The sequence below is a fragment of the Streptomyces sp. NPDC001410 genome (assembly GCF_042895235.1).
Lineage (GTDB): Bacteria > Actinomycetota > Actinomycetes > Streptomycetales > Streptomycetaceae > Streptomyces.
Window position 1 is genome coordinate 610,420 of the sequence record NZ_JBIAWE010000002.1, and the last position, 14,668, is coordinate 625,087.

Annotated in this window: 11 protein-coding genes; 9 read left to right on the forward strand and 2 right to left on the reverse strand. The window is 72.5% G+C overall.

Annotated elements, in window-relative coordinates; genetic code table 11:
• Positions 1–108: 108 nt before the first annotated feature.
• Together ACFY3C_RS06240 and ACFY3C_RS06245 are read right to left on the reverse strand one after the other, a co-directional pair.
• Entirely contained in the window at positions 109–1,719 is a 1,611-nt protein-coding gene (locus ACFY3C_RS06240; RefSeq protein WP_386571863.1) for an NADH-ubiquinone oxidoreductase-F iron-sulfur binding region domain-containing protein, read from the reverse strand.
• Positions 1,716–3,014: a cytochrome b/b6 domain-containing protein gene (locus ACFY3C_RS06245; RefSeq protein WP_390769886.1), complete on the reverse strand. Its 1,299-nt coding sequence runs from the start codon at positions 3,012–3,014 to the stop codon at positions 1,716–1,718. Before ACFY3C_RS06245 ends, ACFY3C_RS06240 begins: the two co-directional genes overlap by 4 nt.
• A 416-nt stretch (positions 3,015–3,430) precedes the next feature.
• Here ACFY3C_RS06245 and leuS point away from each other — a divergent pair, with 416 nt between their 5' ends.
• The 9 genes from leuS (at position 3,431) to ACFY3C_RS06290 (ending at position 14,641) form a co-directional block, all read left to right on the forward strand.
• Positions 3,431–6,307, forward strand: a complete 2,877-nt coding sequence (leuS, locus tag ACFY3C_RS06250; protein WP_390769887.1) for a leucine--tRNA ligase — start codon at positions 3,431–3,433, stop codon at positions 6,305–6,307.
• Positions 6,308–6,487: 180 nt separating this feature from the next.
• Positions 6,488–7,228, forward strand: a complete 741-nt coding sequence (locus ACFY3C_RS06255; protein WP_390769888.1) for a hypothetical protein — start codon at positions 6,488–6,490, stop codon at positions 7,226–7,228.
• Positions 7,229–7,300: 72 nt separating this feature from the next.
• On the forward strand, positions 7,301–8,146 hold the full coding sequence (locus tag ACFY3C_RS06260; RefSeq protein WP_390769889.1) for a DegV family protein: 846 nt from the start codon (positions 7,301–7,303) through the stop codon (positions 8,144–8,146).
• 121 nt (positions 8,147–8,267) lie between these two features.
• Positions 8,268–9,365: a helix-hairpin-helix domain-containing protein gene (locus ACFY3C_RS06265; RefSeq protein WP_390769890.1), complete on the forward strand. Its 1,098-nt coding sequence runs from the start codon at positions 8,268–8,270 to the stop codon at positions 9,363–9,365.
• Complete coding sequence (locus tag ACFY3C_RS06270; RefSeq protein WP_390769891.1) at positions 9,362–11,890, forward strand: ComEC/Rec2 family competence protein; 2,529 nt, start codon at positions 9,362–9,364, stop codon at positions 11,888–11,890. The genes ACFY3C_RS06265 and ACFY3C_RS06270 overlap by 4 nt, the downstream gene beginning before the upstream one ends.
• Before the next feature lie 28 nt (positions 11,891–11,918).
• Positions 11,919–12,755, forward strand: coding sequence for an arylamine N-acetyltransferase (locus ACFY3C_RS06275; protein WP_390769892.1), 837 nt, complete (start codon positions 11,919–11,921; stop codon positions 12,753–12,755).
• 65 nt (positions 12,756–12,820) lie between these two features.
• On the forward strand, positions 12,821–13,066 hold the full coding sequence (locus tag ACFY3C_RS06280) for a hypothetical protein (RefSeq protein WP_386571875.1): 246 nt from the start codon (positions 12,821–12,823) through the stop codon (positions 13,064–13,066).
• Positions 13,067–13,152: 86 nt separating this feature from the next.
• Positions 13,153–14,142, forward strand: coding sequence for a DNA polymerase III subunit delta (gene holA, locus ACFY3C_RS06285; RefSeq protein ID WP_386571876.1), 990 nt, complete (start codon positions 13,153–13,155; stop codon positions 14,140–14,142).
• Between the two features lie 103 nt (positions 14,143–14,245).
• Positions 14,246–14,641, forward strand: a complete 396-nt coding sequence (locus ACFY3C_RS06290; RefSeq protein WP_386571877.1) for a nuclear transport factor 2 family protein — start codon at positions 14,246–14,248, stop codon at positions 14,639–14,641.
• Positions 14,642–14,668: the final 27 nt, after the last annotated feature.

Sequence of the window (14,668 nt, forward strand, 5' to 3'; positions counted from 1 at the left end):
TCGAAGGCGGATCATCCGAACGGATGGTCCGCCTTCGGCGTGTTCTGCACTATTTCCGAGGCAGGCCGAAGGCGGCCACCCGGCTCGGGTGACCGCCTTCGGTTTCGCTCAGCGTCCGAGGGCGCGGCGGCCGCGGCCCTGGGACAGGACGGGCAGGTTGCGCGAGGGCGCCTGCCCGCGCGTGTCCTCCTCGATGCGCAGCGCCAGCGCCGGGCAGCGGCGCACCGCGCGCAGTGCCTTCGCCTCCGCGTAGCGCGGCACCTGTGCCTGCGCCACGGTCGGGAAACCGTCCGCGCCCAGTTCGAAGACCTCCGGGAGGATGTCGGCGCACAGACCGTGACCCCGGCACAGTGTCCAGTCGACGTAGATCTTCTGGCGGCTGGAGCCGCTCTCCTCGGCCTCTGAGCCGCCCGGGATGCCCGCAGGGGCCCTGCCTCCCTCGAAGAGCGGCAGAACGCCCTCCACGGGCCGTCCGCAGCCGTTTCCGAGGACGTGCGCGGCCAGGTCGTCGGTGAACGCCTTGATGGTCGACTCCAGGAACATCGCGGAGCCGTCGGGGTGCGAACACGCCCCGCGCCGCTTCACGTTCTTCGCGACCTGCTTCAGCGCCTCCAGGGCGGCGGGTCCGCCGCCGTTGAGGATGTCCTCCATACCGCGCGCGGCGGCGGGCAGTCCGAGATAGCAGGGGCCGCACTGGCCGGCGCTCTCCTCGGCCAGCCACTGGGCCACCCGCAGCGACTCGCCCAGCGGGCAGGTCTCCTGAGTGATCGGCAGGATCGCGCCCGCGCCCAGCGCACCGCCCACCGCGTCCAGGGAGTTGCGGGAGACGATCGCCTCGTTGACCGTGGCCGCGTCGATCCACTTGCCGTGGTAGCCGCCGGTCAGCACGCCCTGCGGCACCGGCGGGGCGCCGGCCAGCTGCAGGACGTAGCGCAGCGGCACGCCCGTGGGGACCTCCAGCACCATCGGGCGGGCGACCGCGCCGGAGACCGTCAGCATGACGGTGCCCGGCTCGTCGTACAGACCGGTGTTGCCGTAGCGCTCGGGGCCGATGCGGGCGGCGATGGCCAGCTGCGCGAACGTCTCCGCGTTCGACAGCAGGGTGGGCGCCCCGCCGACGCCGGACTGCGAGGCGCTGATCTTGCGGCCGGGCGGGATCGCCGGGCCGCCGTCGACCGAGCGGATCAGCGACGCGGCGGCGCCGGTGACCATGCGCACGGGGTTGCGCTGCACCCACGCGCGCAGTGCCGATCTGCGGCTGTTGCTCAGGCCGCGCTCGGCGAGCGCGGCCTCCATGGAGCGCTGGGTGGACTCCCGGGTGACCCCGATCACGAGCGTGCGGGCGCCGAGGGCCTCGGCGCACAGCAGGGCGCCGTCCAGGATGAGGTGCGGGGCACGGTTGATGAGCACCGTGTCCTTGCGGCAGGCCGGCTCGTCCTCACTGCCGTTGACGACGACGACCGGCCGCACCCCCCGCTTGATGGCGGACTCGGCGACCGATCGCAGCTTCTTGTGAAAGGGGAAGCCCGCGCCGCCGCGGCCCTTGAGGTTGATGGCCTCGGCGAGTTGGGCGAGCTTCTCGCCGCTCAGCGGGTCGAGCGGCCCGTGCACCTTCAGATGCATGGGCAGGTCGAGCCGCTCCACAAGGTCGAAGCCCGACGTGAGCTGCGGAAGTCCGACCACGCGGACTTCGGGTACGTCGGGCAGGGCCTCGTTCACCTATAGCCTCCGGAAGGCGTGTTCCAAGGTTCGCCCGAACCCGGCGTCTCGTACGAGGTGCCGGGGTTTGGTTCTGTGGCGGGACCGCTGTTGAACGTGTCACCCGAGTTGTACGTGCCATAGAGGTTGTTCGGTTCACCGGTGTCGTACATGTCACTTCCGCCGTATCCACCGGTGCCCGTATTGCCATAGGCCGGGATGGTGTATCCCGTGTCCTGGAGCGGGTCGTACGCCGACGGCGGGGCCTCGCCGACCGGCGGCGGGGACGGGATCGGCCAGCTGCCCGAGGTGCTGGACGGGCCGTCCACGCGCGGCATCGCCTCCGTGGCCTGCAGATCCAGCGGCAGGTCCATGCGTGTGGTCTGGCCGGCCGCGTACGACTGCTGCTGGGGTCCCGGAGTGGACACCGCGCGGTAGGCCGCAGCGAAGCCGGACGCGGACGCGGGCTCGGGTGCCGGGCTCGCGGGGGTCTGGTACAGCGACGAGGCGGCAGGGGCCGGCCTCTCGGCCGGCGCGGCCTTCGGCTCGCGTCGGCCCTCGAAGCCCTGCGGGCCGGACTCGGCGACCCGGGAGCGGCTCGCCTCCAGGCCCTCGAGGCCCTGCCGCTCCTCGGTGCCGATGAGTGCGACGATCCGGTCGGCGACCTTGCGCTTGAACGGGCGCGGCGCGGCCCGCAGCGCGAGCGCGGCCATGATGCCGACCAGGCACAACTCGTACGAGATCATGAAGAACGGCTTCGCGGGGCGCCCCGCGAACAGGCCGTGGATCAGCGCCGCGCACAGGGCCGGGTAGGCCAGCATGTGCATGGCGCGCCAGCGCGCCGCCACCGGGGCCGGGGAGGCGAACTGGTTGCGCAGCGCGCCGGTGACACCCACGAAGATCATGAGCAGGGCGGCCAGCGAGCCGAGGCCGATCAGCCCCCCGCTGCCCGCGACGCCGAGGCTGAAGGGGATCAGCGCGGCGATCAGGACGGTGTGTCCCAGGGCCAGCTTGATCGTGATGTGCACCAGGAGGAACGCGATCGAGGCCACCGCGAGCACCCGGTGGATGGCTTGGGCGACGATCCGCTGACGGGTGTTGAGGATGAGCCGGTCCTGCGTGACCAGACCCCAGATCACCGAACAGGTGAGGCTGACGAGCGACAGGACGCCCGCACCGAAGTTCAGGAAGTCCTGGAGCCAGCCGCCTCCGTACACCACAACCACGGGTATGAGCAGCAGGACGACAGCAGTCGCCACCCCATAGGCCGACCGGCCCGGTTTGGGGAGTGAGCTGTTACTACGACGAGGGTTCATGGGGGCAACTCCGAGCAGTTTCGGGAAGGCGGTCCCGCTGCCGAACTCTAGGTGGCGCCATACCGATCAGTACGAGGTTTGAGTTATTGCGTTGTTATCAAAGGACAATGCGACCGTGCCGATGCCCTTTAGTGGGTGTTACGCGAAGTAATCTTTGACCTTCGTTCAGTTCTGGTCGGGTTCGTGGCATGTCCACATGGCATACGGACGTTCGTCGCCGCTTGCTCAAGGGCTGCGGTACCCTAGCGCCATGCGTGCCGTACGCCTTCTGCTTAGCGGGCCGCGCTGATCAGTACCGACCCCCGGTCGAGCCGGGCGGGTCGGCATCGGCGCGGCGTCCCCTCCTGTGCGAGGGGTTTTTTCGTTTCTCAAGGACACAGCCGCAGGCAGAGACGATCGATGGAGCTTTGAGGATCATGAGCGAGACGAACCCCGCTGCCCCCGCCGAGGTGGCCGCGCCGCACCGCTACACGGCCGCCCTGGCTGCCGAGATCGAGGCACGCTGGCAGGACTTCTGGGACGTCGACGGCACCTACGCGGCGCCGAACCCGAAGGGCGACCTGGCCGGTGACCCCGAGCTGGTCGCCAAGCCCAAGAAGTTCATCATGGACATGTTCCCGTACCCCTCGGGTACGGGCCTGCACGTCGGTCACCCCCTGGGCTACATCGCCACCGATGTCTACGCCCGCTTCCAGCGCATGACCGGCCACAACGTCCTGCACACCCTGGGCTTCGACGCCTTCGGCCTGCCCGCCGAGCAGCACGCCGTGGCGACCGGCGAGCACCCCCGCGTCACCACCGAGGCGGCCATCAACAACATGAAGTCCCAGCTGCGCCGGCTGGGCCTGGGCCACGACAAGCGCCGGTCGTTCGCCACGATCGACCCGGACTACTACAAGTGGACCCAGTGGATCTTCCTGCAGATCTTCAACTCCTGGTACGACGACGAGGCCCGCAAGGCCCGCCCGATCGCCGAGCTGATCGCCCAGTTCGAGTCCGGTGAGCGCGCCGTACCGGGCGACCACGGGCGCGGGTGGAACCAGCTGACCGCCACCGAGCGCTCCGAGGTTCTGGGCGAGTACCGCCTGGCCTACGCCTCCGACTCGCCCGTCAACTGGTGCCCCGGCCTGGGCACCGTGCTGGCCAACGAGGAGGTCACCGCCGACGGCCGCTCCGAGCGCGGCAACTACCCGGTCTTCAAGGCCAAGCTGCGCCAGTGGAACATGCGCATCACCGCCTACGCGGACCGGCTGCTGGAGGACCTGGCGGAGCTGGACTGGCCCGAGGCCATCAAGCTGCAGCAGCGCAACTGGATCGGCCGCAGCGAGGGCGCCCGCGTCGACTTCCCGATCGACGGCGAGCGCATCACGGTCTTCACCACCCGCCCGGACACCCTGTTCGGCGCGACCTACATGGTGCTGGCCCCCGAGCACCCGCTGGTCGACAAGTTCACCCCGGCCGCCTGGCCGGAGGGCACCCACGACGTGTGGACCGGCGGCCACGCCACCCCGGCCGAGGCCGTCGCCGCCTACCGCGCGCAGGCCGCCTCGAAGTCCGACGTCGAGCGCCAGGCCGAGGCCAAGGACAAGACCGGCGTCTTCATCGGCGCGTACGCGACCAACCCGGTCAACGGCGACCGGATCCCGGTCTTCATCGCCGACTACGTCCTGATGGGCTACGGCACCGGCGCGATCATGGCCGTCCCGGCGGGCGACCAGCGCGACTTCGAGTTCGCGCGGGCCTTCGAGCTGCCGATCCACTGCATCGTCGAGCCGACCGACGGCCGGGGCACCGACACCTCGACGTGGGAGGACGCCTTCGGGTCGTACGACGCGAAGATCATCAACTCCGCCAACGACGAGATCTCCCTGGACGGCCTGCCCGTCGCCGAGGCCAAGGCGCGCGTCACCGAATGGCTGGCGCGCAAGGGCATCGGCGAGGGCACCGTCAACTTCCGCCTGCGCGACTGGCTGTTCAGCCGCCAGCGCTACTGGGGCGAGCCCTTCCCGATCGTCTACGACGAGGACGGCATCGCCCACGCGCTGCCCGAGTCGATGCTGCCGCTGGAGCTGCCGGAGGTCGAGGACTACTCGCCGCGCACCTTCGACCCGGACGACGCCGACACCCAGCCCGAGACCCCGCTGTCCCGCAACGAGGACTGGGTCAACGTCACCCTGGACCTGGGCGACGGGCCGAAGAAGTACCGCCGCGAGACCAACACCATGCCCAACTGGGCCGGTTCCTGCTGGTACGAGCTGCGCTACCTGGACCCGCACAACAGCGAGAAGCTGGTCGATCCCGACATCGAGCAGTACTGGATGGGCCCGCGCGAGGGCCAGCCGCACGGCGGTGTCGACCTGTACGTCGGCGGCGCCGAGCACGCCGTGCTGCACCTGCTGTACGCGCGCTTCTGGTCCAAGGTCCTGTACGACCTGGGGTACGTCTCCTCCGCGGAGCCGTTCCACAAGCTGTTCAATCAGGGCATGATCCAGGCCTTCGTCTACCGCGACAGCCGCGGCATCGCCGTGCCGGCCGCCGAGGTGGAGGAGCGCGACGGCGCGCACTACTACGAGGGCGAGCGGGTCACCCGGCTGCTGGGCAAGATGGGCAAGTCCCTGAAGAACGCGGTGACTCCGGACGAGATCGCCGCGGAGTACGGCGCGGACACGCTGCGCCTGTACGAGATGGCGATGGGCCCGCTGGACGTCTCCCGGCCCTGGGACACGCGTGCGGTGGTCGGCCAGTTCCGGCTGCTGCAGCGGCTGTGGCGCAACATCGTCGACGAGAACACCGGCGAGGTCACCGTCACCGACGCCGAGCCCGACGAGGACACGCTGCGTGCCCTGCACAAGGCGATCGACGGCGTGCGCCAGGACCTGGAGGGCCTGCGCTTCAACACCGCCATCGCCAAGGTCACCGAGCTGAACAACCACCTGACCAAGGGCGGTGGCGCCCTGCCGCGGTCGGTCGCCGAGCCGCTGGTCCTGATGGTCGCCCCGCTGTCCCCGCACATCGCCGAGGAGCTGTGGCGCAAGCTGGGCCGCACCGACTCGGTCGTCCACCAGGACTTCCCGGTCGCCGACCCGCGGTACGTGGTGGACGAGACCGTGACCTGCGTGGTCCAGATCAAGGGCAAGGTCAAGGCCCGTCTGGAGGTGCCGCCGGCCATCTCCGAGGAGGAGCTGGAGAAGGTGGCGCTGTCCGACGAGAAGGTCGTCGCGGCGCTGGACGGCGCGGGCATCCGCAAGGTGATCGTGCGGGCGCCGAAGCTGGTCAACATCGTTACGGCCTGAGACGACGTCTGAGCGGACATCCCAGTACCGGAACACCCGGGGTCCCGGGCGTCGGGGAATCCGGCGTCGGGGTAGTCCCCTACGGGCAGGTTCGGGGTTTTTCTGGAACTCCGGGCCTGCCCGCTGCGTTTACCGTGGAGAACACAGCGGCTGTGCCGCACCCGGCGGAGGAGAAGCGTCATGGAAGCAGTGATCACCGTGTTCGCCCTGCTCTTCCTGCTCTTCGTCGGCCTCGGCGCCTTCGTCACGATCAAGGCGTTCGGCGCCGCCAAGCGCGGAGTGGACCGTACGATCGCGCAGGCCAGACGCACGGTCGAGGACCACACGCTGCGTGCCAAGTCCTTCGCCCAGGTCGGCCCGGCCGGGGAGATCGCCCAGCTGCGGCTCACGCTGCGCACCTCGATGCGTGCCACCCAGGAAGCCCTGCACGCGGGCGTGCCCGAGGACGAGTCGCTGAAGGAGTCCCTCGGCCTCTTCGAGCGGCTCAGCGCACACGGCCGTGAGCTGGACGCCGACCTCAAGCGTCTGGAGTCCGAGCCGGACCGGGCCACGCTCGCCGCACGGCTGCCCGAGCTGCGCGGCCGCACCGAGCGCATCACCAAGTCCGCCGACTCCCTGCGCTGGGCCGCCCGCGACCGGGCCCGCCGCTTCTCCGAGGACGACCTGGACTCGCTCAGCGCCCAGATCGACGTCGAGGCCGGGGCCCTTCGCCACTGGACGCGGGCCGAGCCCACTCCGGCACCCCCGCCGTGGCCCGGCGCCCCGGCCGCCGCCGACGGCCCCGAGGCACAGCAGCAGACCTGGCAGGAAACACCCGGCTCCCGCACCGCCGATGAGCCGACGGCCCAGGCGATCACCCCGCCGGCGCAGCGCCCTTCCTACCCCTGGGAGAAGAAGCCGCGCCCCGAGAGCACCGCATGACCGGTCCGCTTCCGGACCGGCAGACAGGGGCTGGGCTGCCGCGCGAGCGCTACGGCAGGTAACCTCCAGCTCATGTCCCGCCATGTCGCTATCGTCACCGATTCAACGGCCTACCTGCCGCCGCGGACGATGGAGCGTCACGGCATCACAGCGGTGCCCCTGACCGTGGTCCTCGGCGACCAGGCGCTCGAAGAGGGCACCGAGATCTCGACCCGTTCCCTGGCCCAGGCGTTGCAGAAGCGGCGCCCGGTCACCACGTCCCGCCCCAGCCCCCAGATGTTCGCGGAGACCTACCGCAGGGTCGCCGAGTGCGGCGTGAGCGGCATCGTCTCCCTGCATCTGTCCGCCGAGCTGTCCGGCACCTACGACGCGGCGGTCCTCGCGGCGCGTGAGGCACCGGTGCCGGTGCGGGTGGTGGACACCGGGATGGTCGCGATGGCGCTGGGCTTCTGCGCGCTCGCCGCGGCCGAGGCCGCGGAGGCCGGCGGCACGGTGGACGAGGCCGTGACGGCGGCCGAGAAGCGGGCCGCGGGCACCTCCGCCTACTTCTACGTCGACACGCTGGACTATCTGCGTCGCGGCGGTCGCATCGGCGCCGCACAGGCCCTGCTCGGTTCCGCACTGGCCGTCAAGCCGCTGCTCCAGCTGGACGGTGGCCGCATCGAGCTGCTGGAAAAGGTCCGTACGGCGTCCAAGGCGATCGCCCGCCTGGAGGAGATCGTGGCCGACCGGGCGGGCGGCGCCGAGGTCGACATCGCCGTCCACCATCTCGCCGCCCCCGAGCGGGCCGCCGCCCTCGCCGACCGGCTGCGGGAGCGGGTGCCCGGGCTGTCCGAGCTGCATGTCAGCGAAGTCGGGGCGGTGATCGGGGCGCACACCGGGCCCGGGCTGCTCGGAGTGGTCGTCTCGCCGCGCTGACACCCCCGCTTCCCGGGCTGCTGTCACTCGTGTGAGTGGTGGAGTTCTCCACAACCGGGCGGTAATCCCCGGGAATTGACCAAGATCATCGTGAAGTGGCGAGATGTTCCATCCTCGTCGCATGGCACTTCGATCACGCTCACGCACCGCCACCCCGACCAGCGGACCGGGCCGTGGCCCCACCTCCGACGGGCGCGTCCGCCGCCACCCCACCGACCGTCGCCGCGCCCGTCACCGCGTGCCCGCACCCGCGGATGAGCTGCGCCGCCGCGCGGAACTCCTCTTCGGCGAACGAGCCGTGCAGTGGCGGGAGTCGGGGAACGCCCCGCCGGAGAGGCAGCAGCCGGCGCGTACGGCGATGGCAGCGGGGCCGGCGCCTGGGTTGAGGACGGGGTTGCTCGAATCCGCCGGGGCTCGCGTGCCGTCCACCCAGCCGAGGCCGGCTGAAGCGCCCGACGAGCAACTGGCCGACCCGGCAGTTCATTCGGAGCCGACGGAGCCTGTCGTGCCGGGCCTGCGGGAGCGGGCCGGGCTCGCTCTGCGGGAGCGGCTGCCGGTGTGGTTGCAGGTGCGGTGCGGGGTGGAGCGGCGGGGAGTGGTCGCGCTCACCGTGGTGCTCGTGGTGGCTGCCGTGTTCGCCGTCCAGCACTTCTGGGCCGGGCGGACACAGACCGTGAGCGCTCCCCAAGTGGTGCGTGCCGAGACGCCGTTCGCCGGGAAGGAGGAGGACGCGAAGTCCGGTGGCGCCGTGAGCGCCTCGGCGAAGCCGGGCGGGGAGATCGTCGTCGACGTCAGCGGCAAGGTCCGCAGGCCCGGGATCCGGCGGCTGCCGGCCGGCTCGCGGGTGGCGGACGCGCTGCGGGCGGCGGGCGGGGTACGGCCCGGTGCGAGTACCGAGGGGCTCAACCGGGCCCGCTTCCTGGTGGACGGCGAGCAGGTCCTGGTCGGCGCGACCGCCGGAGCGGCGGCCGTCCCGCCCGGGCCGGGCGGCGGTGCGGGTTCCGGACCGGCGGGGACGGGACCGGCGGCCCCGGTCTCCCTCAACACGGCGACCGCGGACCAGCTCGACACCCTGCCCGGAGTCGGCCCCGTGCTGGCCCAGCACATCATCGACTACCGCACCCGGCACGGCGGCTTCCGCTCGGTGGACGAGCTGCGCCAGGTCAACGGCATCGGCGCCCGCCGCTTCTCCGACCTGCGGACCATGGTGCAGCCATGAGCGCCCCCTCCGAGCAGCAGCCGCCGACCCCGACCGACCTCCGTCTGGTGCCCCCGGCACTCGCGGCCTGGGCGACGGCTGCCCTGGTCCTCGATGCTCCGCCGGGCTGGAGTGCCGGCCTTTCTCTCGCCTGTCTGCTCGCCGGAGCAGTCCTGCTGTCGGCCTGGCGGTGGGGGAGACCGGTCGGGGCGCCCGTCCGGTTCGCCTGGGCCCGTGCCCCGGTCGCCGCCGTGCTCCTGTGCGTGACCGCGGCGGCCGCCTCCGCCGGGCTGCACGGGGCGGATGTGCGGCGCGGGCCGGTGCCCGAGCTGGCGCGGCGGTTCGCGACCGTGACCGCCGAGGTCGAGCTGACCGGCGACCCCTGGCTCAGCAGGCCACGGGTGCGGGGTGATCATGCGGCGCCCGTGGCGGTGCTGGCCAGGGCGGAGGTGCGGCGCGTGGCGGAGGGCGACGGGGCCGGGGTACGGACGCGGACTCCGGTGCTGATGGTCGTCGACACCGACGTGCCCGCGCCGCGCGCACCTCCCACGGGGGACGCGGCCGGCGTGCGGGGCACGAGCGGTGCGCGCCCGGGCTGGCTCGGGCTGCTGCCGTCCACCCGGCTGCGGGTGAACGCCCGGCTGGCGCCCGCCCTGACGGGCGGCGACCGGACAGCGGCCGTGCTGCGGGTGCGGAGCGAGCCCGTGCCGGAGGTCGTCGAGGGGCCGAGCGGGCCGCAGCGGCTGGCGGGCCGGCTCAGGGCCGGGTTGCGGGAGGCGACCGAAGGACTGCCGGCGGACGCCCGGGCGCTGCTTCCCGGGCTGGTCGTCGGCGACACCTCCCGGATCACACCCGAACTGGACGACGCCTTCAAGGAGACGGACCTGGCGCACACGCTCGCCGTCTCGGGCAGCAACCTCACGATCCTGCTCGCGTTGCTGATCGGGCCGCCCGGTCTCGCCCAGCGCGTCGAGCGCCGCGGACTCGCCCCTCGCCTGGGGCTCTCGCTGCGGGCCACCGCCCTGCTCGCGGGAGCGCTCACGCTCGGCTTCGTGATCGTGTGCCGGCCCGACCCCAGCGTGCTGCGGGCCGCGGCCTGCGGCGCGGTCGCCCTGCTCGCCCTGGCGACGGGGCGCCGCAGATCCCTGGTCCCGGCGCTGGCCACGGCCGTCCTCCTGCTGGTGCTGTACGACCCCTGGCTGGCCCGCAGCTTCGGCTTCCTGCTCTCCGTGCTGGCCACCGGTGCGCTGCTCGTACTGGCGCCCGGCTGGAGCGAGGCGCTGCAGCGGCGCGGGGTGCCGGCCCGGCTCGCCGAGGGGCTGGCCGCGGCCGCCGCCGCACAGGCCGTGTGCGCGCCGGTCGTCGCGGTGCTGTCGGCCCGGGTGAGTCTGGTGGCGGTGCCCTGCAACCTGCTGGCCGAGGTGGCGGTCGCGCCGGCCACCGTGCTGGGGTTCGCCGCGCTCGCCACGGCGCCGGTGGCGATGCCGGCGGCCAAGGTGCTGGCCTGGTGCGCCGGCTGGCCCGCCGGATGGATCGCGCAGATCGCCCGGACCGGGGCGGCGTTGCCCGGAGCGGGAGTGGACTGGCCGGGGAGCTGGCCCGGGGCGCTGCTGCTCACGGCGCTCACCGTGGCCGTCGTCCTGGCCTGCCGGCGCCTGCTGCGGCACCCCTGGTGGTGCGGTGCGCTCGGGGTACTGCTTCTGCTGGTGGTGGTGCGCCCGGCGCCCCTGACCCGGGTGATCACGGGCTGGCCGCCGCCGGGCTGGCGGTACGCGATGTGCGACGTCGGGCAGGGCGACGCGACCGTGCTGGCGGCCGGTGAGGGGGCCGGGGTGGTCGTGGACACCGGACCCGACCCCGCGCTGGTCGACCACTGCCTGCGGGAGCTGGGCATCACCCGCATCCCCCTGGTCGTCCTGACCCACTTCCACGCCGACCACGTCACGGGGCTGCCCGGGGTTCTGCGCGGCCGCTCGGTGGCCGCGATCGAGACCACGGACTTCGAAGAACCGGCGGAGCAGGCCGAGTTCGTGAGAAGGGAGGCTGCCGAGCGGCACATCCCGCTCACCCGGGCCGTGGCCGGGGAGGAGCGCCGCAGCGGACCGCTGGCCTGGCGGGTGCTGTGGCCACCCGCCGCCCCGGCCCCGGGGCAGGCCGCGGCAGCGGAGCCGGACGGACCGAACGACGCCAGTGTCGCCCTGCTCGTCCGGTCCGGCGGACTGCGGATGCTGCTTCTCGGGGACCTCGAACCCCCCGCTCAGCAGGCCCTGTTGCGCTCCCCGGTCGCGGCCCGGCTGGCGGGAGTGGACGTGCTGAAGGTGGCCCATCACGGCTCGGCCTATCAGGACCCGGACCTGATACGGCTGGCGGCCCCGCGGGTGGCGCTCATCTCCTGCGGTGCCGACAACCCCTACGGCCACCCGGCACCGGCGACCGTCGCCGCGCTGCGGGCCGGCGGGGCGGTGGTCCTGCGCACGGACCGGGACGGCGCGCTCGCGGTCGGCGGGGGCGGGACGGACGGGGAGGTGCGGGTGGCGAGAGACTGAGGAGTGGGTGATCACCGAGACTGGATGCATGAACCCAGCACAGGCGGACGCATATCTCCGCCGCATCGGGGCCGTCCGCCCGCCGCACCCCACCACCGAGGCCCTGCGCGAGCTGCACCTGCGCCATCTGCGGACCGTGCCCTTCGAGAACCTGTCCATTCACCTCGGCGAGGAGATCGTGCTGGAGGAGAAGCGGCTGCTGGACAAGGTGGTCGAGGGGCGGCGGGGCGGCTTCTGCTACGAACTCAACGGTCTGTTCGGGGCGTTGCTCGCCGCTCTCGGATATGAGGTCCAGCTGCTGGCGGGGCGGGTGTACGGGGACGAGGGGCGCCTCGGCATCCCGTACGACCATCTCGCGCTGCGGGTGCGGACGGCGGACGGTGGGGACTGGCTCGCCGACGTCGGGTTCGGGGCGCACAGCCACTATCCGCTGGCGTTCGCGGAACGCGGGGAGCAGCCGGATCCCGGCGGGACGTTCCGGGTGGCGGAGGCCGGCCCGGACCTCGCCGGAGTGCTCGGTGGCGGGGGCGACTCGGCCGCGGCCCCGGACCTGGACGTCGTACGGAACGGCAGGCCGCAGTACCGGCTGGAGACGCGGCCCCGCGCGCTCGGGGACTTCGCGGCCGGGGCCTGGTGGCACAGCACCTCGCCGCAGTCGCACTTCACCCGGTCCCTGGTGTGCTCACGGGTGACGGAGGACGGCGGGCGGATCACCCTCAGCGGCCGGGCGTTGACGACGACGGTCCCCGACGGGAAGAAGGAGACGACGGAACTGGGGACGGACGAGGAGGTGCTGGCGGTGTACCGGGAGCGGTTCGGGATCGGGCTGAGCCGGGTGCCGGCCGTGCGGAATCGGAACGACTGACAGCGACTGATTCGGAGGGGCTGCCCGGGCCGTTGGGTGTGCGGCGGGTGCCGGAGAATGGGGCGGTGAGCGATGTGAGACACGTGCTGGTGCTGCCCGACCGCGATGCCGCCGAGGAGGCGGCCGAGGCGCTCGGGGAGCGCTTCGCCGTCGACGAGGAGCCCCAGCTCGTCCGGGACGCCCTGGCCGGCGAGGACGACGCGGAGGACGCCCAGTGGCTGCTGGTCCTGCACGACGAGGCCGGACGCCTGGACCCCGCCGAACTGGACGCCTTCGCGGGGGAGTGGGACGGCTGGCGCGAGGAGCCGTGACCCCGGGGCCGGCTGCGGGAGCGGTCCGGGACCGGTCGGGGTGCGCGGCCGGTTCGTTGTCAGTGCCGCGTGGGATGCTGTAGGCGATGGCCAGGAAGACTGCGAATGACGACCCTCTCGCCCCGGTGACCCTTGCCGTGGGCCAGGAGGACCTCCTGCTCGACCGTGCCGTGCAGGAGGTGGTGGCCGCCGCAAAGGCCGCCGACGCCGACACGGACGTACGGGACCTGACCCCGGACCAGTTGCAGCCCGGCACGCTCGCCGAGCTGACGAGTCCCTCGCTCTTCGCCGAGCGCAAGGTCGTGGTCGTGCGCAACGCCCAGGATCTCTCGGCCGACACGGTCAAGGACGTGAAGGCGTACCTGGGGGCGCCCGCGGAGGAGATCACCCTCGTGCTGCTGCATGCGGGCGGTGTGAAGGGCAAGGGCCTGCTGGACGCCGCGCGCAAGGCCGGGGCGCGGGAGGTGGCCTGCCCGAAGATGACCAAGCCGGCGGACCGGCTGGCTTTCGTGCGGGGCGAGTTCCGGGGGTTCGGGCGGTCGGCCACGCCCGAGGCGTGCCAGGCGCTGGTCGACGCGATCGGCAGCGACCTGCGCGAGCTGGCCTCGGCGGTGGCGCAGCTCGTCGCCGACGTAGAGGGGACGATCGACGAGGCCGTCGTCGGGCGGTACTACACCGGGCGGGCCGAGGCTTCCAGCTTCACGGTCGCCGACCGGGCGGTGGAGGGCCGTACGGCGGAGGCGCTGGAGGCGCTGCGGTGGTCGCTGGCCACCGGGGTGGCTCCGGTGATGATCACCAGCGCGCTGGCCCAGGGGGTGCGGGCGATCGGGAAGCTGTCGTCGGCACGCGGCGGCCGGCCCGCCGATCTCGCCCGCGAGCTGGGCATGCCGCCGTGGAAGATCGACCGTGTGCGCCAGCAGATGCGGGGCTGGACGCCCGACGGGGTGGCGGTGGCGCTCCGGGCGGTCGCCGAGGCCGACGCGGGTGTGAAGGGCGGCGGTGACGACCCCGAGTACGCGCTGGAGAAGGCGGTCGTGACGATCGCCCGCGCCGCGCGGTCCAGAGGGCGGGGCTGAGCCTTAGGGCCGGAGCGGTGATCCAGTCGCCCGGTGGCCGTAGGCGAGGAGAATCGGAGCTGTCAGCCGTACATCGCCGAAGCACTGGAAGGTGGCGATCGCCATGGCTGAACATCCGCACGCAGCCCTGGTCCGTAAGGGTTACGACGCCTTCTTCCGAGCCGACATGGACGCCCTGCGGGAGCTGATGACGGCGGACGTGACCTATCACGCGCCCGGCAGTCATCCGCTCTCCGGCGACTTCAAGGGCCGGGAAGCCGTGATCAAGATGTACGGCCGGCTCTTCCAGGACAGCGGCGGCAGTCTGCGCGTCGAGCTGCGCAGCGTGTTCGTCGACGGCCGGGGGCATGTCGTGGCCCTGCACCACGTCACCGCGGAGCGCGGGGAAAAGCGCTACGGGGAGGACGGATGCCTGGTCTTCCGGATCGTCGGGGACAAGATCACCGACATCGACGAGTGCGTACCGGACATCGACAGGGACAACGCCTTCTGGTCGTGACGCGAAGGCCCGGGGCGGTCATGCCGA

Excerpts from the sequence above, each read along its gene's own strand:
- ACFY3C_RS06265 (WP_390769890.1), top strand. The coding sequence starts at position 8,268 with ATGGCACTTCGATCACGCTCACGCACCGCCACCCCGACCAGCGGACCG.
- ACFY3C_RS06260 (WP_390769889.1), top strand. The coding sequence starts at position 7,301 with ATGTCCCGCCATGTCGCTATCGTCACCGATTCAACGGCCTACCTGCCG.
- ACFY3C_RS06275 (WP_390769892.1), top strand. The coding sequence starts at position 11,919 with ATGAACCCAGCACAGGCGGACGCATATCTCCGCCGCATCGGGGCCGTC.
- ACFY3C_RS06270 (WP_390769891.1), top strand. The coding sequence starts at position 9,362 with ATGAGCGCCCCCTCCGAGCAGCAGCCGCCGACCCCGACCGACCTCCGT.
- ACFY3C_RS06290 (WP_386571877.1), top strand. The coding sequence starts at position 14,246 with ATGGCTGAACATCCGCACGCAGCCCTGGTCCGTAAGGGTTACGACGCC.
- leuS (WP_390769887.1), top strand. The coding sequence starts at position 3,431 with ATGAGCGAGACGAACCCCGCTGCCCCCGCCGAGGTGGCCGCGCCGCAC.
- ACFY3C_RS06245 (WP_390769886.1), bottom strand. The coding sequence starts at position 3,014 with ATGAACCCTCGTCGTAGTAACAGCTCACTCCCCAAACCGGGCCGGTCG.
- ACFY3C_RS06255 (WP_390769888.1), top strand. The coding sequence starts at position 6,488 with ATGGAAGCAGTGATCACCGTGTTCGCCCTGCTCTTCCTGCTCTTCGTC.
- holA (WP_386571876.1), top strand. The coding sequence starts at position 13,153 with ATGGCCAGGAAGACTGCGAATGACGACCCTCTCGCCCCGGTGACCCTT.